General features: G+C 58.7%; 27 protein-coding genes. 17 read left to right on the forward strand and 10 right to left on the reverse strand.

Going from position 1 to position 26,210, the window contains the following annotated elements; translation table 11 throughout:
* Positions 1 to 14 precede the first annotated feature (14 nt).
* The 5 genes from KORLAC_RS16595 to KORLAC_RS16615 all read left to right on the forward strand — a co-directional run bounded on the left by KORLAC_RS16595 (position 15) and on the right by KORLAC_RS16615 (position 6,866).
* The gene (locus KORLAC_RS16595) at positions 15 to 2,777 is read left to right on the forward strand and encodes a [protein-PII] uridylyltransferase (protein WP_068308614.1); all 2,763 of its coding nucleotides are present in this window, start codon (positions 15 to 17) and stop codon (positions 2,775 to 2,777) included.
* Positions 2,774 to 4,330 carry a murein biosynthesis integral membrane protein MurJ gene (gene murJ, locus KORLAC_RS16600; RefSeq protein ID WP_068308616.1) on the forward strand — a complete coding sequence of 519 codons (1,557 nt, stop codon included), beginning with the start codon at positions 2,774 to 2,776 and terminating at the stop codon, positions 4,328 to 4,330. Before KORLAC_RS16595 ends, murJ begins: the two co-directional genes overlap by 4 nt.
* A gap of 96 nt (positions 4,331 to 4,426) precedes the next feature.
* Positions 4,427 to 5,425 carry a tryptophan--tRNA ligase gene (gene trpS / locus KORLAC_RS16605; RefSeq protein ID WP_074519250.1) on the forward strand — a complete coding sequence of 333 codons (999 nt, stop codon included), beginning with the start codon at positions 4,427 to 4,429 and terminating at the stop codon, positions 5,423 to 5,425.
* 146 nt (positions 5,426 to 5,571) lie between these two features.
* A complete protein-coding gene (locus tag KORLAC_RS16610) occupies positions 5,572 to 6,198 on the forward strand; it encodes a DUF4136 domain-containing protein (protein WP_068308618.1) in 627 nt (208 codons plus the stop codon).
* A 224-nt stretch (positions 6,199 to 6,422) separates the two neighbouring features.
* Positions 6,423 to 6,866: a MauE/DoxX family redox-associated membrane protein gene (locus tag KORLAC_RS16615; protein WP_068308620.1), complete on the forward strand. Its 444-nt coding sequence runs from the start codon at positions 6,423 to 6,425 to the stop codon at positions 6,864 to 6,866.
* 77 nt (positions 6,867 to 6,943) lie between these two features.
* On the opposite strand, the gene KORLAC_RS16620 is transcribed toward KORLAC_RS16615, so the two are convergent.
* Positions 6,944 to 7,891 (reverse strand): transporter, encoded by a 948-nt coding sequence (locus tag KORLAC_RS16620; protein ID WP_068308624.1) that lies wholly within the window; start codon positions 7,889 to 7,891, stop codon positions 6,944 to 6,946.
* A gap of 361 nt (positions 7,892 to 8,252) precedes the next feature.
* Between KORLAC_RS16620 and KORLAC_RS16625 the strand changes: the two genes are divergently transcribed.
* Entirely contained in the window at positions 8,253 to 8,858 is a 606-nt protein-coding gene (locus KORLAC_RS16625; RefSeq protein ID WP_068308626.1) for a hypothetical protein, read from the forward strand.
* Between the two features lie 5 nt (positions 8,859 to 8,863).
* Positions 8,864 to 9,166, forward strand: coding sequence for a winged helix-turn-helix domain-containing protein (locus KORLAC_RS16630; RefSeq protein ID WP_068308628.1), 303 nt, complete (start codon positions 8,864 to 8,866; stop codon positions 9,164 to 9,166).
* A 92-nt stretch (positions 9,167 to 9,258) separates the two neighbouring features.
* On the opposite strand, the gene KORLAC_RS16635 is transcribed toward KORLAC_RS16630, so the two are convergent.
* Positions 9,259 to 10,152, reverse strand: coding sequence for an MBL fold metallo-hydrolase (locus KORLAC_RS16635; RefSeq protein ID WP_139167392.1), 894 nt, complete (start codon positions 10,150 to 10,152; stop codon positions 9,259 to 9,261).
* Between the two features lie 270 nt (positions 10,153 to 10,422).
* On the opposite strand from KORLAC_RS16635, the gene KORLAC_RS16640 reads away from it, so the two are divergent.
* Genes KORLAC_RS16640 through KORLAC_RS16650 form a run of 3 tightly spaced genes read left to right on the forward strand, consistent with a single transcriptional unit; the run spans position 10,423 to position 14,157 of the window.
* Positions 10,423 to 11,652 (forward strand): D-alanine--D-alanine ligase, encoded by a 1,230-nt coding sequence (locus tag KORLAC_RS16640; RefSeq protein WP_068308630.1) that lies wholly within the window; start codon positions 10,423 to 10,425, stop codon positions 11,650 to 11,652.
* A gap of 14 nt (positions 11,653 to 11,666) precedes the next feature.
* Complete coding sequence (locus KORLAC_RS16645) at positions 11,667 to 12,434, forward strand: alpha/beta fold hydrolase (RefSeq protein WP_068308632.1); 768 nt, start codon at positions 11,667 to 11,669, stop codon at positions 12,432 to 12,434.
* Positions 12,427 to 14,157 carry a Mur ligase family protein gene (locus KORLAC_RS16650; protein WP_068308634.1) on the forward strand — a complete coding sequence of 577 codons (1,731 nt, stop codon included), beginning with the start codon at positions 12,427 to 12,429 and terminating at the stop codon, positions 14,155 to 14,157. Before KORLAC_RS16645 ends, KORLAC_RS16650 begins: the two co-directional genes overlap by 8 nt.
* Here the strand turns inward: KORLAC_RS16650 and KORLAC_RS16655 are convergent.
* The gene (locus KORLAC_RS16655; RefSeq protein WP_139167391.1) at positions 14,154 to 14,996 is read right to left on the reverse strand and encodes a hypothetical protein; all 843 of its coding nucleotides are present in this window, start codon (positions 14,994 to 14,996) and stop codon (positions 14,154 to 14,156) included. The two genes, KORLAC_RS16650 and KORLAC_RS16655, sit on opposite strands and share 4 nt — an antisense overlap.
* A gap of 53 nt (positions 14,997 to 15,049) precedes the next feature.
* On the opposite strand from KORLAC_RS16655, the gene KORLAC_RS16660 reads away from it, so the two are divergent.
* On the forward strand, positions 15,050 to 15,916 hold the full coding sequence (locus KORLAC_RS16660) for an SDR family oxidoreductase (protein ID WP_068308638.1): 867 nt from the start codon (positions 15,050 to 15,052) through the stop codon (positions 15,914 to 15,916).
* A gap of 16 nt (positions 15,917 to 15,932) precedes the next feature.
* Here KORLAC_RS16660 and KORLAC_RS16665 read toward each other — a convergent pair whose 3' ends face one another.
* Together KORLAC_RS16665 and KORLAC_RS16670 are read right to left on the reverse strand one after the other, a co-directional pair.
* A complete protein-coding gene (locus tag KORLAC_RS16665; protein ID WP_068308640.1) occupies positions 15,933 to 16,436 on the reverse strand; it encodes a universal stress protein in 504 nt (167 codons plus the stop codon).
* A 59-nt stretch (positions 16,437 to 16,495) separates the two neighbouring features.
* Entirely contained in the window at positions 16,496 to 17,518 is a 1,023-nt protein-coding gene (locus tag KORLAC_RS16670; RefSeq protein ID WP_068308642.1) for a DUF2333 family protein, read from the reverse strand.
* A 155-nt stretch (positions 17,519 to 17,673) separates the two neighbouring features.
* On the opposite strand from KORLAC_RS16670, the gene KORLAC_RS16675 reads away from it, so the two are divergent.
* From KORLAC_RS16675 to KORLAC_RS16685, 3 genes are all read left to right on the forward strand, one after another.
* Positions 17,674 to 18,039, forward strand: coding sequence for a DUF6491 family protein (locus KORLAC_RS16675; RefSeq protein WP_068308644.1), 366 nt, complete (start codon positions 17,674 to 17,676; stop codon positions 18,037 to 18,039).
* A 68-nt stretch (positions 18,040 to 18,107) separates the two neighbouring features.
* The gene (locus KORLAC_RS16680; RefSeq protein ID WP_206594994.1) at positions 18,108 to 18,461 is read left to right on the forward strand and encodes a DUF952 domain-containing protein; all 354 of its coding nucleotides are present in this window, start codon (positions 18,108 to 18,110) and stop codon (positions 18,459 to 18,461) included.
* Entirely contained in the window at positions 18,454 to 19,524 is a 1,071-nt protein-coding gene (locus KORLAC_RS16685; RefSeq protein ID WP_068308648.1) for a quinone-dependent dihydroorotate dehydrogenase, read from the forward strand. Before KORLAC_RS16680 ends, KORLAC_RS16685 begins: the two co-directional genes overlap by 8 nt.
* 4 nt (positions 19,525 to 19,528) lie before the next feature.
* Here the strand turns inward: KORLAC_RS16685 and KORLAC_RS16690 are convergent, their stop codons facing one another.
* The 4 genes from KORLAC_RS16690 to KORLAC_RS16705 form a co-directional block, all read right to left on the reverse strand.
* The gene (locus KORLAC_RS16690; protein WP_206594995.1) at positions 19,529 to 20,425 is read right to left on the reverse strand and encodes a putative metalloprotease CJM1_0395 family protein; all 897 of its coding nucleotides are present in this window, start codon (positions 20,423 to 20,425) and stop codon (positions 19,529 to 19,531) included.
* A gap of 68 nt (positions 20,426 to 20,493) precedes the next feature.
* Positions 20,494 to 21,075: a periplasmic heavy metal sensor gene (locus KORLAC_RS16695; protein ID WP_068308652.1), complete on the reverse strand. Its 582-nt coding sequence runs from the start codon at positions 21,073 to 21,075 to the stop codon at positions 20,494 to 20,496.
* A 3-nt stretch (positions 21,076 to 21,078) separates the two neighbouring features.
* Entirely contained in the window at positions 21,079 to 21,555 is a 477-nt protein-coding gene (locus tag KORLAC_RS16700) for a hypothetical protein (RefSeq protein ID WP_068308656.1), read from the reverse strand.
* A gap of 10 nt (positions 21,556 to 21,565) precedes the next feature.
* A complete protein-coding gene (locus tag KORLAC_RS16705) occupies positions 21,566 to 22,141 on the reverse strand; it encodes a sigma-70 family RNA polymerase sigma factor (protein ID WP_068308658.1) in 576 nt (191 codons plus the stop codon).
* Between the two features lie 196 nt (positions 22,142 to 22,337).
* Here KORLAC_RS16705 and KORLAC_RS16710 point away from each other — a divergent pair, with 196 nt between their 5' ends.
* From KORLAC_RS16710 to KORLAC_RS16720, 3 genes are all read left to right on the forward strand, one after another.
* Positions 22,338 to 23,648, forward strand: coding sequence for a UDP-glucose dehydrogenase family protein (locus tag KORLAC_RS16710; protein WP_068308660.1), 1,311 nt, complete (start codon positions 22,338 to 22,340; stop codon positions 23,646 to 23,648).
* Between the two features lie 109 nt (positions 23,649 to 23,757).
* Entirely contained in the window at positions 23,758 to 25,107 is a 1,350-nt protein-coding gene (locus KORLAC_RS16715; RefSeq protein ID WP_068308663.1) for an MATE family efflux transporter, read from the forward strand.
* Positions 25,104 to 25,721, forward strand: coding sequence for a LysE family translocator (locus KORLAC_RS16720; RefSeq protein WP_068308665.1), 618 nt, complete (start codon positions 25,104 to 25,106; stop codon positions 25,719 to 25,721). The genes KORLAC_RS16715 and KORLAC_RS16720 overlap by 4 nt, the downstream gene beginning before the upstream one ends.
* A gap of 118 nt (positions 25,722 to 25,839) precedes the next feature.
* Here KORLAC_RS16720 and arsC read toward each other — a convergent pair whose 3' ends face one another.
* On the reverse strand, positions 25,840 to 26,184 hold the full coding sequence (gene arsC / locus KORLAC_RS16725) for an arsenate reductase (glutaredoxin) (RefSeq protein WP_068308668.1): 345 nt from the start codon (positions 26,182 to 26,184) through the stop codon (positions 25,840 to 25,842).
* Positions 26,185 to 26,210 lie beyond the last annotated feature (26 nt).

The raw sequence follows: 26,210 nt of genomic DNA on the forward strand, positions 1-26,210 counted from the left end.
CTTAAGGACAAGACATGACCCCCATCCGCAATCGCCGCGCCATCATCAACCGCAAGAAGCTTGTGGTTGCCCTGAACGAGCTCGCCGAAACCAAACGCCCCGCCGATTGCCAGCAGGATGTGGTGAAACTGCTGAAGGATGCCCACACGGCAGGCTGGAACGAGGTGAAGCGCCGGTTCGATGAGGAAGCGGAAAACGGCCGCACGGCGGCCAAGTCGCTCTGTTACCTGATGGACCAGCTGTTGCGCACGCTTTATGACTTCGCGACTGAGCATGTCTATCCGCTTGCCAACCCGACAGCGTCAGAGCAGCTGTGCCTTGTGGCCACTGGCGGCTATGGCCGGGGCGAGCTGGCACCCTTTTCTGACGTCGACCTGTTGTTCCTGATCCCCTACAAATCAACGCCCTGGGCCGAAAGCGTTGTGGAATATATGCTCTATGTGCTGTGGGATCTGGGCATCAAGGTGGGCCACGCAACCCGCACGCCCGAAGAATGCTCGCGCCTCGCCAAGGAAGACCTGACCATCCGCACCGCGCTTCTTGAAAGCCGCTACCTGTGGGGCGAAGAAGTGCTGTTCCAGAAAGCCGCCAAACGCTTCATCCGCCGCGTGGTCGCGACGAGCGGTTCCGAATTCATCGAGCTGAAGCTTGAGGAACGGGACAAGCGCCACCAGAAAATGGGCGACAGCCGCTATGTGGTGGAACCCAACATCAAGGACGGTAAAGGCGGCCTTCGGGACCTCCAGACCATGTGGTGGATCGCGCGCTATCTCTATGGCGGCATCTCGCGCGACAAGATGATCGGCGACGATATGCTGACCATCCACGAAAACCGACAGTTCAAGAAAGCCGAGAGCTTTCTGTGGACCGTGCGGGTGGCCATGCATTTCATCGCGGGGCGCGCCGAAGAACGCCTGACCTTCGATATGCAGCGCCTGCTGTCAGAAAAGCTGCACTATAAGGACCACCCGGGCGCATCCGGCGTCGAACGCTTCATGAAGCACTATTTCCTGGTGGCCAAACAAGTGGGGGACCTGACGCGGATTTTCTGTGCCGTGCTTGAGGAGCGCCAGCACAAGAGCACCTTCCTGGCCCGGTTCCGCCGCACCAAGAAGGTGCAGGAATTTGCCGTTGAAGCCGGCCGCCTGACATTTGTTGCGCCAGACGACATTAGGGAAAACCCTGTCCTGATGGTGAAGATTTTCGCTGTCGCCGACGACAAGGGCTTCGATATCCACCCTGACGCCCTCAGGCTGATCAAGCTGAACCTCAGCCGCATCACAGACAAAGTACGCCGCGACCCGGAGGCCAATGAATATTTCCTGTCGGTACTGACCAGCACCAAGGAAGGCGAGATTAACCTGAGGCGCATGAATGAAGCGGGTGTGTTTGGCCGCTTCATCCCCGACTTCGGCCGCGTTGTCGCCCAGATGCAATATGACATGTATCACCACTATACGGTGGATGAGCATACCATCCGCGCCATCGGGCTCTTGCCGCGCATCGAAAGCGGGGAGCTGAAGGATGACCACCCGCTGTCGACCGACGTGATCCAGAAGGTGATCTCGCGCCGGGTCTTGTATGTGGCGGTGCTGCTGCATGACATCGCCAAAGGCCGCGGCGGCGATCATTCGGTGCTGGGCGCGGAAGTGGCCGAAAAGCTGTGCCCGCGCTTGGGCCTGACGCCAGCGGAAACAGAAACCGTGGCCTGGCTGGTGCGCTGGCACCTCTTGATGAGCAACACCGCTTTCAAGCGGGATCTCAGTGACCACAAGACCATCCTTGATTTCTGCGAAGTGGTGAAAAGCCCGGAGCGCCTGCGCCTTCTCCTGGTGCTGACCGTTGTCGACATCCGCGCCGTGGGCCCAGGTGTGTGGAACGGCTGGAAGGGCCAGCTTCTGCGCGAGCTTTATTCCGCGTCAGAGGAAGTTCTGCTGGCAGGCCACGCAACCAAGGGCCGGAACGAGCGCGTAAGGGCCAAGCAGGAAGAGCTGCGCGACACGCTCAAGAACTGGTCCAAGAAAGAGTTTGACGCCCATGTGGCGCGCATGAATGACGCCTACTGGATCGCCGAAGGACCGCGTACGCTGGCGCAAAATGCCCGCCTGATGAAACGCACCGATGAAACCGATGCGGCGCTCGGGGTCACCGCCCGTGTCGAACAGTTCCAGGACATGACCAAAGTGTCTGTCTACACGCAGGACCACCCGGGCCTGTTTGCCCGTATTGTGGGCGCGCTGGGGCTCGCGGGCGCCGCCATTCAGGGGGCGAAGATCCATACCTCGCGCGACGGTTTGGCGATGGACAATTTCGCGGTGCAGGACCTGGACGGCAACGCCTTCGACAGCCGCCGCCAACTGGACAAGCTTGAGGAAACCATCCTCGAGACGCTCAAGGGCAATGTGAAACTGAAGGAACAGCTGAAGGAAAAGCGGGTGTTCGGCGCCAAGGACGGCGCGTTCGAGGTAGAGCCCGTGGTGCTGATCGACAACAAGGCCTCCAACTGGTCCACGGTGATCGAGGTGAACGCCAAGGACCGCCCGGGCCTCCTGTATGACCTGGCCTATGCGCTCTATAGGCTGAAGCTGTCGCTGGTGTCTGCCCATGTCGCCACCTATGGCGAGCGCGCGATCGACGTCTTCTACGTGCGCGACCTGGTGGGTCAGAAGGTCAACAACAAGATCCGGCTCAGAAACATTGAAGACAAGCTTCTGAAGGCCGCCAAGGGCGAACAGATATTCACCCGCAAGAATATGCATACGGAGACAGCCGCGTGAGCCTGGCGAAGCGGATTTCCACGGTCGGGGGCTTCACGCTCCTGAGCCGGGTTTTCGGCTTCATCCGCGACGTCCTGATGGCGCGCTACCTGGGCGCCGGCATGGCGTCGGACGCCTTCTTCATTGCTTTCAAGCTGCCGAATTTCTTCCGCCGGCTTTTTGCCGAAGGGGCCTTTTCCGTTGGCTTTGTGCCGCTGTTCGCCCGCGCGCTGGGCAAGGACATCACACCCGAGAGCCAGCAGGCGGCGCTTGATTTCGCCAGCCGCGTATTCGCCTGGCTCTTGCCCATCCTGCTTGTGTTCCTCCTGATGATGGAAGCCGCCATGGTGCCGGTGATGCTGGGGCTCACGGGCGGCTTTGACGGCGACCAGACCAAGTTCGACCTGACGGTGGAACTGGGGCGCTACACCTTCCCCTATCTGGCACTGATCTCGCTGGTGACTTTCTATGCCGGCATGCTGAACGCCATGGAGCGCTATTCGGCGGCGGCTTTCGCGCCAGTGATCCTGAATATCTTCATGATCGGTGCGCTGATCACCTTCGGGGAAAGCGAGATTGGCGCGGCCCGCGCGCTTGCGGCTGCTGTGTCCCTTTCCGGTATCGCGCAGTTCCTGTGGCTGGTGCGCGCCGCCATGCGCGCTGGGCTCAAGGTCAGGCTGGCGCTGCCGAAGCCAAGCGAAGATGTGCGCGACCTGATGCGCGTGATCGCGCCCGCCGCCATCGGCGCTGGGATCATCCAGATCAACCTCCTGATCGACGTGCTGCTGGCCGCGCGCTTTTTGCCAGAGGGCTCAGTGTCCTGGCTGTTCTACGCAGACCGGCTGAACCAACTGCCGCTTGGCGTCATCGGCGTGGCGGTCGGCACCGTGCTGCTGCCCAGCATTTCGCGCCTGCTCGCGGGCGGTGACGAGGCCGGCGCGCTCAGGCAACAAAACCGGGCCATCGAGTTTTCCCTGTTCCTGACCTTGCCGGCTGCTGTTGCGCTGGCGGTCATCCCCGGGCCGATCATCGCCACGCTGTTTGAACGCGGCGCCTTCACGAGCAGTGAGACCGGCCAGACGGCCGCAGCCCTGATGGCCTATGCCCTTGGCCTGCCGGCCTACGTGATCGCCAAGGCGCTGACGCCGGGCTATTTCGCCCGCAAGGATACCAAAACGCCGGTCAAGTTCGCGACCGCGTCATTGGTGGTCAATCTGGTGCTGAACCTGATCCTGATTCAGTCTCTGGCGCATGTGGGCCTGGCGCTCGCCACCGCCATTGCCGCCTGGTTCAATGTGCTCCTCCTGTATCTGGGCCTCAAGCGCAGCCATGGCTTCCATTTTTTCAAGGAAACGCTCATCCGCCTGGCCAAGATGGTCATTGCCAGCCTTGTGATGGCAGCTGGCATCTATCTGATACTGGACCGTTTTTCCGGCAGTTTCACGGCTGACGGGGCAGAGCGGATTGGCGCGCTGGCCATCATGGTTGTCGCGGGCGCCGCGCTCTATTTCGTCGCCATTTTCGCCCTCCGCACCCTGCCGAAGGATGAAATCCGCAAATTCGTGAAGCGCTAGGCCGCTTGCGCGCTTGACCCCCCCGCGATCGCTTGCCATAAGGTTTGCGCTCGGCGGCCCGTCCAAAGGTGCCGCCATAATTATGGAGACAGACAAGTGACCAATCGTGTTTTTTCGGGCGCCCAGCCCAGCGGCAATATGCATCTCGGCAACTATCTTGGTGCCTTCCGCAACTGGGCAAAGCTGCAGGACGACTTTGAATGCATTTACTGTGTCGTTGACATGCACGCGATCACTGTCTGGCAAGACCCGGAAGACCTGAAAAATCAAGTGCGCGAAGCGGCTGCTGCCTATATCGCCTCCGGCGTTGATCCATCGAAATCGATCCTTTTCAACCAGAGCCGCGTGCCCGGCCATGCTGAACTGGCGTGGATCTTCAACTGTGTGGCGCGGATCGGCTGGCTGAACCGCATGACCCAGTTCAAGGACAAGGCAGGCAAGAACCGCGAGAACGCAAGTGTGGGCCTGTATGTCTATCCGAACCTGATGGCGGCGGACATTCTGCTGTATAAAGCCACGCACGTGCCAGTGGGCGAAGACCAGAAACAGCATCTGGAGCTGACGCGCGACATCGCGCAGAAGTTCAACAACGATTTCGGGCGGGAGATGTTCCCACTGACGGAGCCGCTCATTCTGGGTGAAGGCGCGCGGGTGATGAGCCTGCGGGACGGCACCAAGAAGATGTCCAAGTCCGACCCGTCGGAATATAGCCGCATCAACCTCAACGATGATGCCGACACGCTGGCGCTCAAGATCCGCAAGGCCAAAACCGACGCGGAACTGCTGCCTGCGCTGGCGAAAGACCTGGAGGGCCGCCCGGAAGCCCAGAACCTTGTGGGCATCTATGCGGCGCTGATGGACATGAGCCGCGACGCGGTGTGCGGCCAATTCGAGGGCAAGGGTTTCGGCGACTTCAAGAAGGCGCTGACGGACGTGGTGGTGGACAAGGTTGCCCCCATCACCAACGAGATGACCCGCCTGATGGCGGACCCGGCCTACATCGACAGCATCCTCCAGCAAGGCGGCGAGAAGGCCCAGGCCATTTCCGAGCCCATCCTGGCGGACATCAAGAAGGCTGTCGGCTTCCTGGCCTGATGAAAAACCACTGAACGCCGTGAGATATCTTGCGGCGTTCAGTTTGCGTTCAGCCAGCCTCTGGTAAAACATAGCCAATACCCGGTATGCGGCCTTGCTAACAGCTTAAGGCCTGATAGAGTAACGGGAATTGGAGAAAGAGGCTTATGACTGCATTCATGTCCCGCTTGAAACCTGTTGTGATTGGCGCGCTTGCGCTGACGCTCGCGGCCTGCACCAACACTTTCCGAAGTGATGTCGCAACCTTCCACGAACTGCCGATGCCGAAAGGCGAGAAGGTTTCCATCATGCCGATGAGCGAGGACCGCCAGGACAGCCTGGAGTTTCGCCAGTATGCGGCCATTCTGGGCAATCACCTGCGCCTGAACGGCTATGACCAGGCCGGTGACGCCAAGCCCGACCTGATCGTTGGCTTTGATGTCATGATCAATGACGGCCGGGAAAAACTGGATACCCGCCCGAGCCTTGCAAGCCCGCGCCGCTTCTATTGGCGCAGCTATTGGCACTATGGCTATTTCTGGGACCCGTATGACCCCTTCTACCGCCACAATACCGAAGTGGTGGCGCGCACGGTTTATACCGCGACGCTGGTGATGGAAGTGCGCAAGCCGGACGGCACGCTGCTGTTTGAGGGCCGCGCCGAAACCGAAACCCGCACCAAGGCCGTGCCTGAAGTGGTGCCACTTCTGGCCGAAGCGCTGTTTGTGGATTTCCCCGGCCCATCCGGCGTAACCCGTCACATCAAGATCGACCTGGACGAAGCAGGCCGGTAGGCGGCCAAAGCATCAAACACCAAAGCCCCGAGCCACCCGCCGGGGCTTTTTTGTGATGTGAGAGATTGGAAAATAAGTATTATTTCCGCAGTGTTCATGTGCCGTCTCCAGAAGGTGGCCTCAGGCATGCGCTTGGCGAAGCGCACCAGAGCTATCCATAGTCGGCGTATCAATCTTCGCGAACGCGGATGCCGGTATCTATGGCAGGGAGGAGGAAACAGTGGATGATTAATAGAACAACATTGCAGGCGATAGAGCAGGTATCGCGACTTACAATGGCGGTGATTCTGCTTACGGCGGGTACCAGCAAATTTTTCAGCGCTGGCGGCTTCAAGGCCTATTATTCCGGCTTGTTTCAGGGCGATTTGCGAATACAGATACCAGCACCGATGATTGACGGATATCTAACCGTAATTCCCTTCATCGAAGTAATGCTGGGGGCTTGCCTGCTGGTGGCACGGTTCAAGCCGGTGTCAATATATGCCTGGTATGGTTTCATGCTCAGCCTGTTGGTCGGTCACTATATTTTACAGGAATGGTCGTCTGTAAACCAGATGCTGGACTATATGTTTCTCGGCATGATTTGCCACGCTTTACCGACGGGATCCCCTGTTTCTCTGTTGTCTGACTTGAAGTCAGCGTGGTCACAGACTGAAAAGAACGAATGAGGTTGGCGGCAAGCACCGCCACATGAGGCATCAAGGCCCCGCGCCACCGCCGGGGCTTTTTTGTTGCCTCGCCCACCCTAGAAAAACAGGCTGAGCGCGATCACTGGTGTGATGGATGACGGCGTTCCGTGGCTTTTCGGCACGATACGCACACCCGCCAGTATGCCCTTGTTTTCTGACCAGCTGTATTCCACCGCTGGTGCGATGGCGAAACTGTCGGCGGTGCCAGACCGGTAGGCGTACGCGCCGCCATCTAGAAGCCCCTGCACGCTTGTGCGCTCCGTGTGGCTGTAGCTCAGGTCCACGGCCAGAACCCAGCTTCTGCTCAGGCTGTATTCCCAGCTGTGGTCGATGGTGAAGGAGGACCCGGGCTTGGCTTCGCCGAGGAAGCCCGTCGGCGTGCCGTAAACGCTTCTGTCTTCAACCCTGGCGGTGCCTGCGAATGTCCGCGACAAACCAAGGCGGGCGCGAAGCAGCCTGCCGTTCGGCGCCCAGAAAACCTCCTGCGCCAGGAACCGGAGCGTCAGCTGCGATGTGCCAGCGCCCATGCCGTCCCCCAGCCGCTTCAGTTGGTCATGCCTGCCAGTCGGCAGCGACCATTCAAGCGCCAGCGACGTGTCGGGCCTGTAGGTTTCAGCGTCATATCTGGTCAGCTGATAGCGGGCAATGAAAGACAGGTCCCCCATACGCGGACCGGAAGATGTCTCGCCGCTCCCAAGCCGGTTATAGCCAAATACTGGAATGAGCCCCAGCGTCAGCCTCTCCGTGGCGCCATAAAGCATATAGGTGCGTGAGCGGACATAGTCGTTGCCACCGGAGTGGACGTTATAGAGGTAAGGCTCAAAATAAGCGTGGCCTTTGGGCATGGCCGCCGCCGACATGCTGATGATCGGGCCTGTCCACCAGGCGTCTTCAAGGCGCTGGCGGCCGGGGGCGATGTCTTCGCCCGCAGCGGCGACTGTTGCAGCAAACAGGCCCACAGTGGCAATGACAAGCGTTCGGACTGTTTTTCTGGCAAATCGCATCTGTTGGGCCTTTCACTCGGAACCTGAATTCATGTCGCCGGTGAAAGGCTATTAAAGCATAGACCGGCCACCTGCTGTGATCTTTGTCACAGAAAGGGCCGCTTCGGTCTGGCCATGACCGGACATGGCTTTACCCAAAAAGGGCACAGTATGGGCCCTATGGGTGTGCCCTTCGTGTGCCCATTTTCCCGACGTGTGCCCCTGAGTGCCCCCCAAAACCCGCCCCAATTTAGCCTTTTCGGTCAAATGCACCGCAGATTCTGCGGTCTGGTGTCAACACCGCACATCCCCCTCTTGACATCCGAAAAAAAACACTTACTTTGTAATTCAAAGTTCTTTGAATAAACAAAAGGATGACACGATGGCACAAGAAAACCTGACACAAGAAAGCGCAGCAAGCGACCTGGCGCTGATCCGCGAGATGATGGAGGCCGGCAAGCGCCGCGTGGCCTTCAACGGCACGCACCTGATTATCTGGGGCGGCGTGTTGATGGTGGGTTTTTTCGCCCAGTTCCTGGCCGTTGTGGGCAGGTTGCCGGATACGGTTCTGGGTATTTGGGGCCCTGTGCTGGCCGTTGGCTGGGGGCTTGAATTTTTCCTGTTTCGCGGCAAGGCCGGCCCGAGCGAGAAGAACCTGCCGATTTTGGCGCATGCCACCAGCTGGCTGGCTGTGGGCCTTGGCACGATGATCTATTTCGGCATTTCCCTGGCCTTTGGCACGTTTGAACCCAAAGCGATCACGCTTATCTCCACCGCCCTGATCGGCTCGGCCTTCTTTGTCACCGCCGCCATGACAGGGGTAAAGTGGCTGAATGTGGTAACCGCCGGCTGGTGGGGGCTGATGGCCTATGTGGCGCATCAGGCAACCTTTGACGCTGAGATGCTCCTGGTGATGGCCGTGGCCACCGGGCTGTTACTCTCTCTACCCGGCTTCCTGATGCGGCGCCTTGCTCCCGCCGGGGAGTAGGGGCCATGACGGATTACGACTACCGGAATATCGACGATGTGATCCATTCCCGTGTCCGGCTGGCGATCATGTCCTACCTGATGACCGCCAAGGAAGCCGATTTCACCGAGCTGAAAACGGCCCTGAAGGTTTCGGACGGGAACCTCTCGACGCACCTGACCAAGCTTGAAGGCACGGGCTATGTGACGCAGGAGAAGAAGTTTGTGGGCAAGAAACCCCAGACATCCGTGCAGATGACTCCTGAGGGTGAAGCCGCCTTCAAAGCTTATCTGGAGGGGCTCGCCGCCATGATCGGCCCCCAACAATAACCAAGCCCGGCAATAAAAATCTGGCACGGGTCACGACAGCAAAAAAGGCCGCCTTTCGGGGCGGCCTTTACCTATTCGGCGGTTAGGGTTGCCTAGAGGCTTTCATACATGAAGCCCGCAACCTCGCTTGCCCAGCTATCATGGAACTGGATCAGGTCATAGTCCTTGAACGGGTTGATCGCCTTCACTTCCTCAAGCGATTTTCCAAGCGCCTTCAGGTCGGCCACAATATCCCTCAGCTCCCCAATGGTCTTGCGGTAGGAAACCAGGCCCGCCTTGTCTGTCACCTGGCCGTGGCCCGGGATAACGATGGTATCGTCGTCCGCCACTTCAATGGCCTTGTCGAGCGCGGCCAGAATACCGTCCACACTGCCGCCGTTCGGCACATCAATGAAGGGGAACATGCCATTGAACATCAGGTCGCCCATGTGCAGCACATTGGCCTTCCTGAAATGGATCATGCTGTCGCCGTCGGTGTGGGCGTTTTTCACATGAATGATGCGCACGTCATCCCCGTTCATATGGAGCGACATCTCGGCGTTGAAGGTAATGGATGGCAGGGCCACTTTGGGCTGTGGGTCCATCTTCATGTCGAAGGCCGCAACGAAGGCGCCTTCGCTCAGTCGCTGGCGGACATTGTCATGCGCCACAATCACAGCCGCATCCCCGAGGTTTTCATTACCGCCGCTGTGGTCGCCGTGGAAGTGGGTGTTCACCACATACCGCACCGGTGCGTCAGAGATTTCAGCAAGAGCTGCGCGGATCTTGTCTGTCAGCGGGGCATATTGGTCGTCGATCAGGATGACGCCGTCTTCGCCCACGGAAACGCCAATGTTACCGCCGGCCCCATAGAGCGCATACATGCCGTCCCGAAGCTGTTGGGCCTTGATTTCAACCTTGTCCCAGTCCTGCGCCTGTGCGCCCATTGTCAGGCCCGCAATCAGCGCGCCGCCCAGAAGGCTTTTGGCCCAAATCGATTTCTTCATCTTATGCTCCCTGTACTGTCCGGATGGTTGTACGTTTGCCGCAAGTGTATGGTTTTTAACACCTTCGTCAATTGACAGCTTGGTGAAGGCGGGCACGAAATGTCAACGCACAGCCCTATCATTGCCCTCAAAGCGCCAAGCTTTCCGCTTTTAGTCGCCTTGGGCTTGGATTAGCCTTTGCCCAAATGCCTCATATTGGCTACATGAATAGGGAGCCCGGTGGCAACAAACCCGCTGGGCGCAGTATTGGTTTAAAAAGGGGGAGCGCCCGTGGCCCAAAAGAAGGTCATTGCAGTCATTTTTGGCGGAAGAAGCGTGGAGCATGACGTAAGCGTGCTGACCGGCTTGCAGTTTCTTGAGGCGCTCGATCCCGGCCAGTATGACGGCCTGCCCATTTATGTAGACCCATTGGGCCAGTGGTGGACCGGCGATGCCCTGACCAAGCGCGCGCATTATCCGCTCAAAAGCGACAAGCACAAAGACCTGCGGCAGGTCATGCTGGATCTGGCAACCCCTGCGACCGGCCGGCCGCAGCTGGTGTCCTTCACCAAAGGCATGATGGGCGAAAAGCGCACGGTGATCCCGTTTGACCTGATGGTGCCTGCGATCCACGGCTCGAACGGCGAAGACGGATCATTGCAGGGCTTGCTTGAGTTTGCCGATATCCCGTTCGCCGGGTGCCGGTCCTTGGGGGCCGCCGCCACCATGGACAAGGTTTTCGCCAAATCGGTCGCCCGCACGGGGGGCATTCAGGTATTGCCGGAGCTGGCGCTGAACCGCCCTCTGAGAGGCACCTTCCTGGACCCCGAAACCCTTGAAGGCCAACTGAAAAGCGCGTTTGGCGCAGTCACATATCCCTACATCGTCAAGCCCTGCAACTTGGGCTCCAGTGTGGGTGTGGGCAAGGCCGATGATATGGACGGCCTGATCGCCGCGCTGATGTCCGCCTTCCGCCTGGACAGCCGGGTGCTCATCGAGCCATTCGTCGCCAATCTGACGGAATATAATATCGCTGTGCGCCGCGGGGGTGACGGCACCATCCTTACCTCGGCCATCGAGCGCCCGCTCAGGGAAGCCGAGCTTCTGGATTTCAAGAACAAGTATCTCGCAGGCGGTGAACCCGGCGGCCCGAAGCTGGACACCGGCCCAAGCGAAGGCATGGCCTCCCTGAACCGGGAGCTGAACCCGACTGAGCTGACCGATGCCCAGGAAAGTTTCATCCGCGACAGCGCCAGCCGCATGTTCGACCTGCTGTCGCTGGGTGGCAGCGTGCGCGTTGACTTCCTCTCGAACAGCGAAACCGGTGAGCTGTGGCTCAATGAAGTGAACACCATCCCGGGGTCTTTCGCCTATTTCCTGTGGGAAGCGGCGGCAACGCCCACCAGCTTCCTCGAGCTGACGTCGGCCATCATTGAGGAAGGCTTCCGCCTGTCCGCTGATCGTCTGGGCAGCACCGACAGCGGCCTTGGCGGCGCCACCATTTTCAAAGGCAAGGACTGACGCAGGTATCCCGCATGACGGCGCATTCCCCAAAGTGGCATTTTGAGCAGATCGGCGATGAGGGCCAGTCCTTCGTGTGGCTGCATGGCTGGGGCCAGGACAGCGCGTCCATGCTGCGGTTGGCAGAGCTGTTCAAGGCCGAAGGCCAACACCGCATTTATGACCAGCCGGGGTTTGGCAGGACCGGACGGCTCCAGGACGGGGCAGGCACCGAAGATTATGCGGATGCGCTCGCGCTTGAACTGGCGCAGGTCGGCCCCGGGCCCCACATCCTAATCGGCCACAGTTTTGGTGGAAGGGTTTCTGTGCAGATGGCCGCGCGCCACCCGACCTTGGTGAAAGCCATCATCCTGATTGGCGGCGCGGGGCTGCAACGCAGGCGGTCCTTGGCCTTCCGCTTGCGGGCCTTCGTGCTGAAAACGCTTGGTCGTTTGGCACGACTTTCCGACAAGCTGTTCAGCACTTCTTTCCGCGATGCCTACGTGGAGCGTTTCGGCAGTGCTGATTATAAGAATGCTGGGCCCTTGCGTCTGACCTTTGTCAAAGTGGTGAATGAAAACCTGGTACAGGAGGCGAAAGCTGTACGGTGCCCTGTACTGTTGATTTACGGCGCGGACGATACGGAAGCACCGCCTGAAATTGGCAAAAAGTATGAACAGTTGATGCCCATCGCCCGCTTTACTGAAGTCAAAGGCTTCAATCATTGGGACATCCTGACCCGCGGCGCTTACCAGTGTCAGGCACTGATCAAATCTTTCCTGAAAGACCTGCGCGATGACTGACGCGATTTTGCCCTTCCTCTGGCCAGCTCTGGCAGCCATTACTGCGCTTTATTTTGCCCATGAACGCGGCCAGGCACTCATGATGTTCTTCCAGCAGGAAGAGTATGATGGGCCTCGCTTCTTCACGTGGCTTCAGGAAAACAAGGCCTATGACCGGCGCACTAGCGTGTGGCTGATGGTTGCGATCCTGGCAGGCATAGTGCCGCACCTGCCTATTCTGTCTGAGATGGAAGCGGTGGCAACCATATTGCTGGCGTTCGGCTGGGTACCGATATTTCTTGGCTTTGGCCATGGGGTTCTGCGGTCTCGCGCTATCAGGAAGCAATCCAAAAAACCACTGGTGGTCACCGCCCGCGTCAAACGTATTCTCACTGTTTATCTGGGGCTCGCTGCTGCACTTCTCGTGCTTGTCGTGCTGGCGGCGCAGCTGGCGCCGCAGGGTACAAATTATGCGCTGCAGCTGGATCGCAGCGGGTTTGGCTTCGTGGCCATGACGTTCAACTGGGAAGCTGTTCTGCTGGCGGCACTGCTTGTCGTATTTGTGCAGACCATACCGGTCCTGTTGGTTTTCGCCAACAAACTGCTGGAACCTGCCGAAGAGCGCGTGAAGGCAAAATTCCGCCAAGAAGCAGTCGACAAGTTCGCGGAGCTGCAACCCAAGGTGATTGCCATCACCGGCTCTTTCGGCAAGACATCCACCAAGCATATCCTGAACCATATCCTGGCCGCCGCCGCGCCAACGCTGGCGACACCCGGCAGCGTGAACACCGACATGGGCATTACCCGGGTGATCCGCGAACAGCTAAAGCCCGATCACCAGTTTTTCATCGTGGAGATGGGCGCCTATGGCCCGGGTTCCATCGCGCGACTGTGTACGCTGACACCACCTGACGTATCGCTGATCACGGCTGTGGGCGCCGCCCACTATGAACGATTCAAGTCGCTTGAGACGGTGGCGCGCGCCAAATTCGAAATCGCCGAAGCCGCCTTTGCCCGAGGCGGCAAGGTGGTGGTCAACTGCGCCGGCATCGAAGACCGCCTTCTGGATGAACGCATGGCGGCGGTCAAGGGCCCCTACACGCTGGTGGGCAAAGGCAGGGATGTTTCTTTTGACGGCTTCGACGCCACCAAGGAAGGCCTTGTGGTGCATGTGACGGAAGGCGGCAAGAAGCACGCCCTCAAGGCGCCACTCTATGGCCGCCATCAGGCCGGCAATATCGCGCTTGCCGCCGCAACCGCGCGAGCCCTAGGACTGCCGTGGGCTGCCATCAAAGGGGCTCTCGCCAGCATGCCGCAAATCCGCCATCGGCTAGAGGTCAGCCATAGCGCGGGCCAGCCAACGCTGATCAACGACGCTTATAATTCGAACCCTGTAGGCTTCGCCGCCGCGCTTGAAACACTTGATGTGCTGGTGGAAGAGAACGGCAGACGCATCCTGGTGACTCCCGGCATGGTGGAACTGGGTGACAAGCATGAGGAAGAACATGCACAGCTGGGGGGCCTTGCAGCCAAACATTGCGATATTGTCGCCGTGGTAACGCCAGACAGGATCCCCACCTTTGTCAAAGCGCTTGAAAAAGCCAATGAGGGCAGTGTTACCGTCATGACGTTTGCAAAGCAAGAAGATGCGGAAACATGGGTACGCAGCCACTGGAAAGCAGGTGACGCGGTTCTTTTTGAGAATAACCTGCCAGACCTCTATGAGGCGAAAGTCAGTTTCTAGCTGGCTTTCTTTTCCTCGACTGTCAGGTCCATGCGCTCGATATTCGCGCGGGCGGCATCCGCGTTCGGGCCCTCGTCCTCGAGCAACAATACCTTGAGCCACGCCTGACGGGCGGCTTCCTTGTCGCCTTCAGCGTGCCTGAGGTTCCCAAGTTCCAGATAACCGGAAGCCTGATTTGGGAAAACAGCCTGAAAGTCAGCAAGCGCCTGATTGGCGCGCATGAAGTCAGCCACGCCACGGGCGGCGGCGGCCACCAACACCAGAATGTCTTTCCGGCCCGGATCGCCCTTCAGGACATAGTCGAGATCCGTCAGTGCCAACTGGAAGTCTTCGTCCGCGGCCGCAATACGGGCGCGGTCCAGCACCAGTTCATATTCCTGGGAGGAGTTCTTGGGCGCCAGAGTCAGCGCCAGATCGATAGCGTCTTCAGCGCGTACAATTTCACCTGCCAGCAGCCACGCATTGGCAGCCTGACCATACATGTCCGCCAGCATCGGCGCGCTCGCGACCACCCTTTGACCCATGCGGATGGGCATATCACGGCCAATACGCATGTCTTCCGCGATCTTGAGGAATCGCGCTGCCGCTTCGGCATGCTCGCCCATTCGGGCAAGACCATAGGCCTCGCAGTGACGCGCAGGTACACCGCCGCCATCCGCAATCCAGGCAAGCGCAAGATTGATGCCCTTGTCGGGCGACCGATCAGCCATGTCCATGCACGCGGCATAGCGGTCTTCATCTTTGGTAACGGGCTGGCCCAAAGCGGCACCTGTCACAGACGTGATTGCGATGGCACTGGCGACGCAAAGGAAAATCGGTATGCTGACATTTGTTTTCATAGCAGCGAAAATGCGCAAAGCGCGTGTCAATTTCAAGGCAGTAAGTGACCTCTATGTCGAATAATCCGCATCTCCTGATCTTCGGGCCCGGCTTCAGCGCCCGCGCCATTGCAAAAAGGGCCCAGGAAGCCGGCTGGGATGTGAGCGGTACCTATCGGAATCCGGATAAGGCGGCCGAAATTGAAGCTTTGGATATTACCCCCGTCGCCTTCGACGCAAACGCACTCGCGGATGTCCTTCAGGCGGCTACGCATTGGCTGGTGTCTACAGCTCCGGACGTGGATGGCGATCCCGTATTGAATTTGCTGAAAAGTCGAGCCGATAACCAAATGCCGCCCAAGTGGATCGGCTACCTTTCAAGCACCAACGTCTACGGTGATCATGGCGGCGCCTGGGTGGATGAAGACACGCCACCCACCCCCAGCCTGGACCGCGGCAAGCGGCGGGTGGAAGCGGAAAACAGCTGGCGAAAAAGGACTGGCACACTTGAAGCCACACTTCATATCTTTCGCCTTGCAGGTATCTATGGTCCAGGCCGCAACGCCGTGCGGTCGCTTCTGGACGGCAAGGCCCGGCGCATTGTTAAACCAGGGCAGAAATTCAGCCGGATTCATGTAGCCGATATTGCCCAGACCGTCTGGACGGCTATGAACAGCACCTGCCCGAGCGGCGTTTTCAACCTGGCGGACGACGCGCCCCGCCCACCGCAGGACATCATCATGGAGGCGGCCACTGCCATGGGCATCACGCCGCCGCCCGAGATTCCGCTGGGACAAGCCGAGATGAGCCTGATGGCGCGGAGTTTCTATGCGGAAAGCAAGCTGGTGAGAAACGAACGAATCAAGCGCGATCTGGGCATCAAGCTGATCTATCCAAGCTTTTCAGATGCCCTGCCGGATCTGGTGAAATCAGAAAAATAGGCGCATACACCAGCCATCAGGCCATGGCATCAACCTGCTCGTATGTCATGTTGCCGGGAATGAGAAACAGCGGACACGGTAGCTGGCTCGCCAGTTCATTGGTGAAATAGTCCACCAAAGGCCCAGGACCACCTTCAGACCCCACGCCCAACACCAGGCCGAAGATATCCTGCTGGCCTTCAATGCTTTTCTTAATTTCTTCCTGAGGTTCGCCTTCGGCGATAATGACTTCCGGGATTACGCCACAGTAGGCATGCAGGCGCTCTGACACTTCAGCCAAAAGGGCTTCGGCTTCCTCATAGGCTTCCTCGCGCATGCGGTCCGCCACAGCCATCCAGTGCTGGAATTCGCCGGGACGGATGCAGTGAAACAGGATCAACTCACCGCCCGTAATATGGGCAGCACGTGCAGCAGCAAACCGGATAGCGACCTTGGATTCAGGCGACCCATCCACGACCACCATCAATTTTCGAACACGTTTTGTGACCGGCCGTATCGGCCCGTGAATTTCTTCTGTCACCCTGCCAGTTCCCCTCGTTTCCTTGCACCAGAGTGTCTTATGACTTACTTACCCGCAAGTTATTTGAGCAAAATATTACTCACTTCTCTCAGTTGGGTTCGGGCGCGAAGCAGATAAAAACCCTGCACTGACAAGTGGTTAGCGGCCAAGCCGTCTGCTGCACCATTCGACACAAGAATGGGGTCAAGCATTGCGGCCCTGGTCATGGAGCTAATCAGCTCATCATAGAGTGCACCGAGCTCCCTGTCCTCGATCACATTCGGGAAATCCTGCCGTAGCGCCTTCAGTATCATGAGATAACCATAAACCTGACCCTTGACCTGATAAAACAGATCATCTGCGCCCAGATCAGGCAAAACACCCCCGGCATTTTCGCCAACATACTGCTCCAAAGCAGCCGAAGACGCCCCAAGATCAAGCGCGATCCGGTCAATGGTCGCCAGGAAATTATCCGCGCGGCGCTCAAAGATGGCATCCCCCTGAACAAGCCGCACGTTATAGGCCTCCAATTCCTTGACTGCCTCCTTGTAGAAACTGTCAGACGGTCTGGTCGGCAACATCGACGTAGAGAAATCAATCACCCAGCGATCAGGCTCGATGCCCAGGCCGCTGGCCGCCCTCTGAAGGTTCTCATCCACCGTGCTTGAGCCTCGCATGCGACCAAGCTGGTCGCGCAGCTCAAACGAAAAGCGCTCAAGCGCGCTCTTGAGTCCCATCTGGTAATTGGGTGTATTGTCGACCCACCAACCGGGCAGGAAAATCGGATCATTTGGTGTCCAGTTATGGTCCATTGCCTCGCGGCGCACCAAGTAGGCAACTGTTGTGACCGCCTGAGATCCCCCTTTTGGGGCAGCCGGCACATCGTCCATGCTGTCATCCACACGGTGCACGACCATCATTCCCAAAACGATATAAAGGAAGACCAACACCGGCACGGCAATCGCCACCTTGCGCCAGGTGCTGCCGGATACAGTCGACAACCACCCCATCAGGTAGCGCCATAGCTTTCTGAGCCATCCGCCAAGGCCACCGAGCGCCTTGCCAGCCATCTCCTTCAGCCAGAGCCATATCTCTTTTGCCATCCGGTCGTCTCCCTGACGAAATTCATTGCCTGAATTCCTAATGTCGTCACTAATTGGGGTCAAAACAAGTGGTAACTCGCGAAAGCCATTGTAAATTCATGATTGGTTCAGGTTGTTCTCTCAACCATGTGCCATGATTGAATTTGAGGAAGACAATGCCGAACCAAAGCCGACACTTTCTGACAATGACCTTGGCCAGCTTGCTTTGCCTTGCACCTACAACGGCGCTGAAAGCCCAGGAAACCGCTGAAGCAAAAAAATGTATCGATGCCGGCAAAATAAGTGGCTACAGGATCGTCACTGATGAAGTCATCCGCCTTGAAATGCAGGGCCAGAAGGATGTGCTCTTGCGCCTGAAAAGACACTGTCCGCAGCTTCATTATCACAAATACATGTCTTTCACCCCGGTCAACGGCCAATTGTGCGCCCGGTTTGACGACATTATCACGCGCAGTGGCACCCCATGCCGTATCGAGTCTATTTCAGAAGTTTCCGACGAATCCGCGGATACCAGCCCATAGCGCCAGCAGGCTGCCACTATTCGCTTGAAAGGCGCTGTGGAAGCGCTTATTCAAACGGCATGTCTGCCATGATTTTAAAAATTCTGCGCCCCAGCGAGTGGCTTGAAGCTCAGCATGCCGACTATTTTGCGGGCGCGCCCATCGACCATGAAGATGGCTATATCCACTTCTCAACAGACGCACAGGTAGTAGAAACCGCCGCTCGCTATTTCGCGAATGAACCTGTCATTCACGTGCTGGCCATAGATCTGGCCCGCCTACCTAAGGCAGAGCTCAAATGGGAACCGTCCCGCGGCGGTGATTTGTTCCCGCATCTGTATGGCCGCCTGCCCATGGCGGCTGTCAGTAAGGTGTGGCATCTGGAGAAAGCTGAGAGTGGCTTTAATTTCGGTCCCATTCTTGAGGACTTACACAATGATTAACCTGTTCCCATTGGCCCGCCCTTTCGTTCATGCACTCGATCCTGAGAATGCCCATAACTTGACAATCGCGGCCCTCAAGCACGGTGTCACCGGATGTTTTGGCACCGGTATTGACGATCCTGTACTGGCTTCAGAAGCTTTCGGCCTCCGGTTCTTAAACCCTGTTGGCCTGGCAGCAGGTTTTGACAAGAACGCCGACGCCGTGATGGGCGCGCAGAAAATGGGATTTGGTTTCACCGAAGCAGGCACGGTTACCCCCAGACCCCAGTCAGGCAACGACAAACCGCGCCTATTCCGCCTGTCTGAAGACCGTGCAGTGATCAATCGCTTCGGTTTCAACAATGAAGGCCTCGACTATTTTGAGAACCAGATGAGGGCATTGCCGGAACAGCGCCAGCCCGTAGGAGCCAACGTAGGTGCCAACAAGGACACTGAAGACCGGACGGCAGATTATGTTACCGGCATCAGGCGGCTTTATGGCCTAAGTGACTATTTCACAGTCAATATCTCCAGCCCCAACACACCGGGCCTGCGAGCACTGCAGTCGAAAGCTGCACTTGAAGACCTGATAGGGCGGGTATTGGAAGCCCGCACGGAAAAGATGGCTGAAGGCCACCGTTATATTCCAATGCTGGTCAAGATCGCACCAGACCTGCTGGAAGCCGATATTACAGACATCGCCGACCTGGCACAAAAGACAGACATCGACGGGCTGATCGTCTCCAACACCACCATCACACGACCCGACACGCTGAAATCCGCACACAAGGGCGAAACAGGTGGCCTATCAGGAGCTCCCTTGATGAGTCTGTCCACGGAAACACTGGGCGCCATGTACCAAGCCACCGGCGGCAAAGTGCCCTTGGTGGGGGTTGGCGGCATTGCGAGCGGCCAGGACGCTTACGCCAAGATCAAAGCGGGCGCGGCGCTGGTACAGCTTTATTCCATGTTGGTTTATGAAGGCCCAGCACTAGTGCACAGGGTAAAGCGCGAACTTGCAGCGCTCCTGAAGGCCGATGGCTTCAACTCTGTTGGGGAAGCGGTCGGGGTCAACCACCGCTGAAGCGTCAGGCAATCAGGTCAATGCTGATAGACACTGGCTGTTGAACTGCAGGGCGCGGCGCACCCACACCAAACACCGGCGCGTCAGGCGCAAGCGCCGCCTCAGCTTCACTTTGGTCTGCCAATTCAAATGGTGATGCCACAGCGGCATCAGCGCCGCCGGCACTTTCACCCTGTTCCTGTTGTTCTGCTGTACGCTGTTCCTGAAGCTCAGCTTGCGCCGCTCTCAGGGACTGTTCGGCGGCTGCAGCCACAGCCCGGTCCTGGCCTGATGGTCGGGCGGGCGCCAGTGCCGCTTGACGCACCACTTCCATCTTGGCAATGGTGGCTTCCGGATCATCCGGTACAGCGCTTGTGTCAATGCTGACATGACCACCAACCGCATACTGCACGCCGTCAGGCCCTCGAACATATTCGAAATTGGGTTGGCTGGTATAACCGCTGCCCGCTGTGGCGTGGGCAGCCTCATGAGCACGCACTTCACGGTCCCGGGACTTGAGCTGCCGCACATAGGCCTTGTCTTCGTCCGACAGTTCCCCAGACAGCTTGATGTCCTGGGGCTTTGGCTGCAGGTCTTCGACCTTCGGTGGTTCGATTGAGGCGTTGGCGGGCACGGCGTTTGAAGTTGCCGTTACTTGCCTGCCCTCTAACACCTGAAGGGCGACTGCAGAATTGCTGCGCTGGGGCTGTTTCCCGTTTGCGCCTTGACGCCCTTCAAGTTCAGGCGCCGGTGGCTTGGGCTTCGGTGTGGGCTCGGGTTCTGGGCGCTCACGTGCATTGCCCCGGCGCGAAAGCTCTTCCGCCCGGGTGGCAATCTGTGGTTTCAAGTTCTCCGGCACATTGGGTCGCCGCATATTCGGCGGCGGTGGTCCGACCGAAGGCAACGTGCTAGTGCTTGTCATACGGGCATTTTAGCACGAAAGCCCCAGCCACGCTAATTTTCATGAATTCTTTACGAAAATGTGAGGTGCTATGCCCCAGGCGGTGGTGGCGGCCTATCATCAGGGTCAAGCCCTTCATCATCCCGTAGTGGCGGTGGTGGACGCCGGTCGTATGGGAAGCCTTCTACGCCCGATCGGCGGGGCGGGCGGCCGTCGGGCCCTGGCCTGCGGCGCTCGAACAAATCGTCAGCCAGTGCCTTGCGTGTCTCCTGATCCAGTTTGGCGACCACATTCAGGATAATGTCGCGAAGCGGAGCCTTGAGCTCTTCCGCCTTGGTCTGGTGGCTGTCAAGCGCAGCTTCAAGGGCAGAAAGGTCGACAGTTTCGGCCAGTAACAGATCCTTGATGCGTTGTTCGCTCACACGCATCTCCCGGAAATGACCCCTCAGCTTCTGGCGGTGGTCGCGCATGATCATCCGCAGTTGGTCCTGCTCGGATTCCGGCAAATAGGATGCAAGGCGTCGCAGGTTAAACTCCACCCGCTCGCGGGGGCTGCCCATGGGGCCCTCTTCACCGCGGATTTGCCGCCCGAGCATCACGCCGCCAATGAACAGGTTGACGGCCAGCGAAGCGGCAAGGAGAACCAATATCCATTTCATTTTGCCGGTCATATCTTATTGATCCTCAAGGTAGAAATCGGCACTACTGGAAAAAAGCGTACTGCTCAAATCAACTGAGCTTTCTTCATCATAGGGCTGTTGTAGCCCAACAAAAACCCCTACGACCAGAACAAGGGCATACGCAACGCCTTGGGACGCCAGTCCCAGCGGGGAGAACAGGGTTCGGAAGTCCTGATACAGGCCTGCGAGGGCGGAAAGAAACCCGCTATTTGCTTGCTGCACCGGCATATGCTGTACGGGCACATCCAGAAGCCGGCCGAGAAACACATCAGCCCTGGCCTGCGTACCAGGCGGGTCGGCGAAGGCCGCCAACCGGGCATCAAGCGCCAACTCAGAGGCTGCAAAAGCAGCCCCTTCATCGGTTTTCAGGAACAGGCGCGCTCGGTCAGCGACATCAGTAGGCCAGTTGGCCATATCCGTCCCGTGCGCCACCCGCGCCAGTTCAAATTCTTCAATCGTCATGGGCTTCATCTTTGCCCTCCTATCCTAAAACCGCAAGCAAACCAGACTTGCTGTTTTCAAGCTCGTCCCTGAGCTTCGCCCGCGCCCGTACCAAAAGGCTTTCATAGGCTTTCAATTTCAGTTCCATAACGTCCGCCGCTTCTATGTTCGACAGGCCGTCAAAATAACTCAGTGTCACCGCTACCCGCTGGCGTTCCGGTAGCCTTGAAACTGCCGCCCTCAGGGCACGGTTGGCGTTGTCGGTGACCATGGTCTCTTCGGCGTTATCTGCCTCGTCTTCCTGGTCAAACCCCTCTGGTAGCGGATCATGGGTGCGTTTGCGCTTTTCGTCCAGACACCGGTTCACCACAATACGGTGAAACCAAGTGGTGAACTTGGCCTTGGCCGCATCAAACCGGTCCGCGTGGGTCCACAGCTTGACAAAGGCTTCCTGCACAAGATCCTCCGCAAGCGCCAAATCGCCCGTCATACGGTACGCAAGCGCCCGGTAGCGGAGGCCGTGCCGATGCACCAGCACGGCGTAAGCCCCCCTGTCAGCCGCAGCAACATGTGTTACCAGCGTTTCGTCATCCAGTTCTTCACTCTTTTGCCGCAAGCTCTTACTCTTCAGGCAGTACACATTCTCTGATCCTGTTACGGACAGGAAACGCACCACCCTTCGCAAAAAATGGGGGCGATGGAATTACCCTATCACAATAGCGTAATATCACCACGCTATGGCATGCGCCATTGACGAAGGCGCCGCTAGCTGCAATGAACGTCAGCTAAGGCATTGTTTCAGGGAAAAGATCATGAAGATCGCAGTCATCGGCACTGGTTATGTAGGGCTTGTTTCCGGCACCTGTTTTTCCGAGTTCGGTCACTCAGTTACCTGCGTGGACAAGGACCCTCGAAAAATTGATGCGCTGAACCAGAATGTCATGCCCATCTATGAGCCTGGGCTGGATGTCATGGTGGCCAAAAACCGCTCGGCAAGGCGGCTCCATTTCACGACAGACCTCAAAGCCGCGATGGCGGAGGCAGAAGCCGTGTTTATCGCGGTTGGGACCCCAAGTCGACGGGGCGATGGCCAGGCGGATCTGCAGTATGTGTTCGCCGCCGTGGAAGAAGCCGCCGCCTATATCCAGGACTATACGGTCGTGGTGACCAAATCGACCGTCCCTGTTGGTACGGGCGCAAAGATCAATGACATCCTGGCAGCAAGGCTGGACAAAAGCCTGTTTGATGTGGCGTCAAACCCAGAATTCCTGCGCGAAGGGGCGGCAATCGAGGACTTCATGAGGCCCAACCGGGTGGTGTGCGGCGCGGACACTGATCGTGCCCAGGCGGTCCTGAAGGAGCTCTATCGGCCGCTGTTCCTGAATGAAACGCCAGTGTTGTTCACCAGCCGCGAGACGGCGGAAGTGATCAAATATGCCGCCAACGCCTTCCTGGCCACCAAGATCAGCTTCATTAATGAGATGGCCGATCTGTGCGAAAAAGTGGGCGCGGACGTGCAGGAAGTGGCCAAGGGCATCGGCCTCGACAGCCGCATCGGCGGCAAATTCCTGCATGCGGGCCCAGGTTATGGCGGCAGCTGTTTCCCCAAGGATACCAGGGCTTTAGTGAGCACCGCGGACGAACACAAGGTGCCGATGCGGATCGTGCGGTCCGTTGTTGAGGTGAACGAGGAGCGCAAACGCGCCATGGCCGACAAGATCATCCGCGCCTGCGGTGGGTCGGTCGACGGCAAGCGGATCGCGATCCTTGGGCTGACGTTCAAACCCAACACCGACGACATGCGCGAGAGCCCGTCGCTGGATATCATCCCGGCGCTACAGGCAGCGGGCGCCAGCATCGCCGCCCATGACCCAAAGGGCATGGATGAGGCGCGTGAACTCCTTGAAAACATGGAGTTTTGTGACGACCCCTATGAGGCCATGAAAGGCGCCGATGCGCTGGTGATCCTGACCGAATGGAACCAGTATCGGGCGCTTGACGTCGGGCGTATGAAAGACCTTCTGAAGGCGCCGGTGATGGTTGACCTGAGGAATATCTATGGCCGCGCCGACCTGGCTGGCGAGGGCTTCAAATATGTGGGCGTGGGGCGGTGCCCGGAATAGGGACACACCAAAAGGGCACACATCGGCCCCCAATGTGCCCTTTTTCCCATTTTGGGCACACCCATAGGGCCCACCGTGTGCCCAAAAAGGCCGCGCGAAAGACCAAGCCGTGACCAAGCCCGTCCTCGCCCACCCCCACAGGCGCATCTGGGCCATCGCCGGCCCGGCCATCATCGCCAATTCCTCCGCCCCGCTTGTGGGACTTGTGGACACCTGGATCATCGGCCACCTGCCGGCGGCCAAATATCTGGCAGCCGTCAGCGTCGGCAGCCTTCTGTTCAGCTATGTTTACTGGGCGTGCGGCTTCCTGCGCATGAGCACCACCGGCCTGGTGGCGCAGGCGCATGGGCGCGACGATCAGGACCAGGTGGCGCGGGTGCTCTTGCGCGCCACAATGCTGGCGGCGCTGCTTGGGCTTCTTTTCCTGGCGCTGTCCACGCCGTTTCGTGTCGCAGCCCTGGGGTTCCTTGACCCGCCTGCTGATGTCATCCCGCTCTTTGACACTTATTTTGACATCCGGGCGTGGGCCATCCCAGCGGCGTTGCTGGGGCTGGGGATCAACGGTTTCCTGATCGGCACAGCGCGGGCCAAGCTGTCGCTTTATGTGCAGCTGACGCTCAATATTGCCAACGCCGTGCTCAGCCTGCTGTTCGTGCTGGGGTTCGACATGGGGGTTGCCGGTGTGGCACTGGGGTCACTGATCGCCGAATGGCTGGCGGTGGCACTGGGGTTTGCCTTTATCAGCCGTACCCTGGGCTTGAAGGCGCTGGCCGCCGCCGTACGCGAGAGTGAGACCTATAACCCGGCCAAGATGAAAAAGCTGATGAGCGTGAACGGCTTTATCTTTGTCCGCACCCTGTTGCTGATCTTCGCCTTCGCGCTGCTGACCCGCGAGGCGGCGGCGCTCGGCGGTGTGGCGCTGGCGGCGCACCATGTGCTGAATACCTTCATGATGCTAATCGCCCTGGGGCTGGACGGCTTCGCCTATGCCTCCGAAGCGCTGGCGGGCGCGGCATACGGCAAAGGTGTGCGGCACGAGTTTCGTGGCTGGGTCAAGTACGGCATGATCTGGTCGGGGGCCATGGCCATCCTGTATGCCCTTGGCTTCTACCTGGGCGGCGCATCGTTGATCTTTGCCCTGACAGATTTGGAAAGCGTGCGCGCGGCGGCAACGGAAGTGATTCCAGTAATCGTGCTACTGCCGCTCGTAGGCGCCTGGTGTTACCAATATGACGGCATCTATATTGGTGCCACCGCCGGGCGCGCCATGTTTGGCACGATTGCGGTCTCGGTCGCGGTCTTTGTTCCCTCAATCGGACCGCTGGCGGACGCCTATGGCCTGGTGGGGCTGTGGATGGCCATGATGGTGTTCCTGGCCATGCGCGGGCTGACGCAGGCCATCTGGTACCCGCGCCTTGAGCGGCGGCTGGCCACAGATAAGACTGAGGGCGCATCATGAACACGGCGCTGTTCCTAGGGTTCCTGGCGGCAACGCTGGTGATCGCAGTCTCCCCCGGGCCATCGGTGGCGCTGGCCTCCAGCCAGGCAGTCAGGCATGGCCCGAAGGCCGCCTTTGTTGCCACGCTCGGCGACGCTCTGGGCACAGTGGTGCATATCCTGGTGGCGGTGATGAGCCTGGAAGTGCTGGTCCGCTCGGCTGCCAGCGTCCTGCCGTGGCTGCAGATTGTCGGCGGGCTGTATATTTTGTATCTGGGCGGGAGAAGCTTGAAGGCCGCGAAAGCAGCGAGCGAGAAGACCGCCAAGCCGCCAGCTTACCGGTCCGCCTTCACCAGCGGCTTTCTGGCGTGCGTGAGCAACCCCAAGGCCATCGTGTTTTTCATGGCGCTGTTCCCCGGCTTTATCGACCCCGCGCTGAGCCTCGCGCTGCAGTCGGCCGTTTATGGCACAGCCTTCGTCCTGATCGACGGGGCCTTTATCTTTGGCTATGCGCTGATCGCGCATGGCGCTGCGACGTCGCGCCTGGGCCACCACCTGAATATGGATGCCGTTAGTGGTGTTGGCCTGCTGGCCGTGGGGCTATTGCTGGTGGTGCGGGGGGGCGCGGCCATCTAAGCCAAATTGGCCTGAAAAAAGAACTGGTTTAACAGGCGCCGGGCAGCCCCAAGCCTGTTAAACGCCTTGTTTTCCTGAACAAAAGTACACTGAACGCAGTGAAGGACTTTTGTTCAAGTCAGAGGATTTCCACAACACCTTCCGGTGGGCGGCCGATCCTGGCTTTGCCCGCGTTGAAGACAATCGGGCGTTCGATCAGCTTTGGCGTCGCATGCATGGCTGCCACCAGCGCCTCGCCTTCCATGTCGGCACAGCCACCCTCTTTATACTCGGCCTCGCCCTTGCGCATCAGCGAGCGCGGGTCGTCCATGCCAAGCTTCGAAAGCGCATCTTTGATCTCTGCTTCCGTCGGCGCGTCCTCAAGATACAAGCGCACAACAGGCGACAGGCCCTTTTCTTCGAGAATTGCCAGCGTCTGGCGGGATTTGCTGCAGCGCGGATTGTGCCAGATGGTGAGTTCCATGGTTGCTCCCCTAATTTTCATATATT

Source organism: Kordiimonas lacus, assembly GCF_001550055.1.
In the GTDB taxonomy this organism is placed as follows: domain Bacteria; phylum Pseudomonadota; class Alphaproteobacteria; order Sphingomonadales; family Kordiimonadaceae; genus Kordiimonas; species Kordiimonas lacus.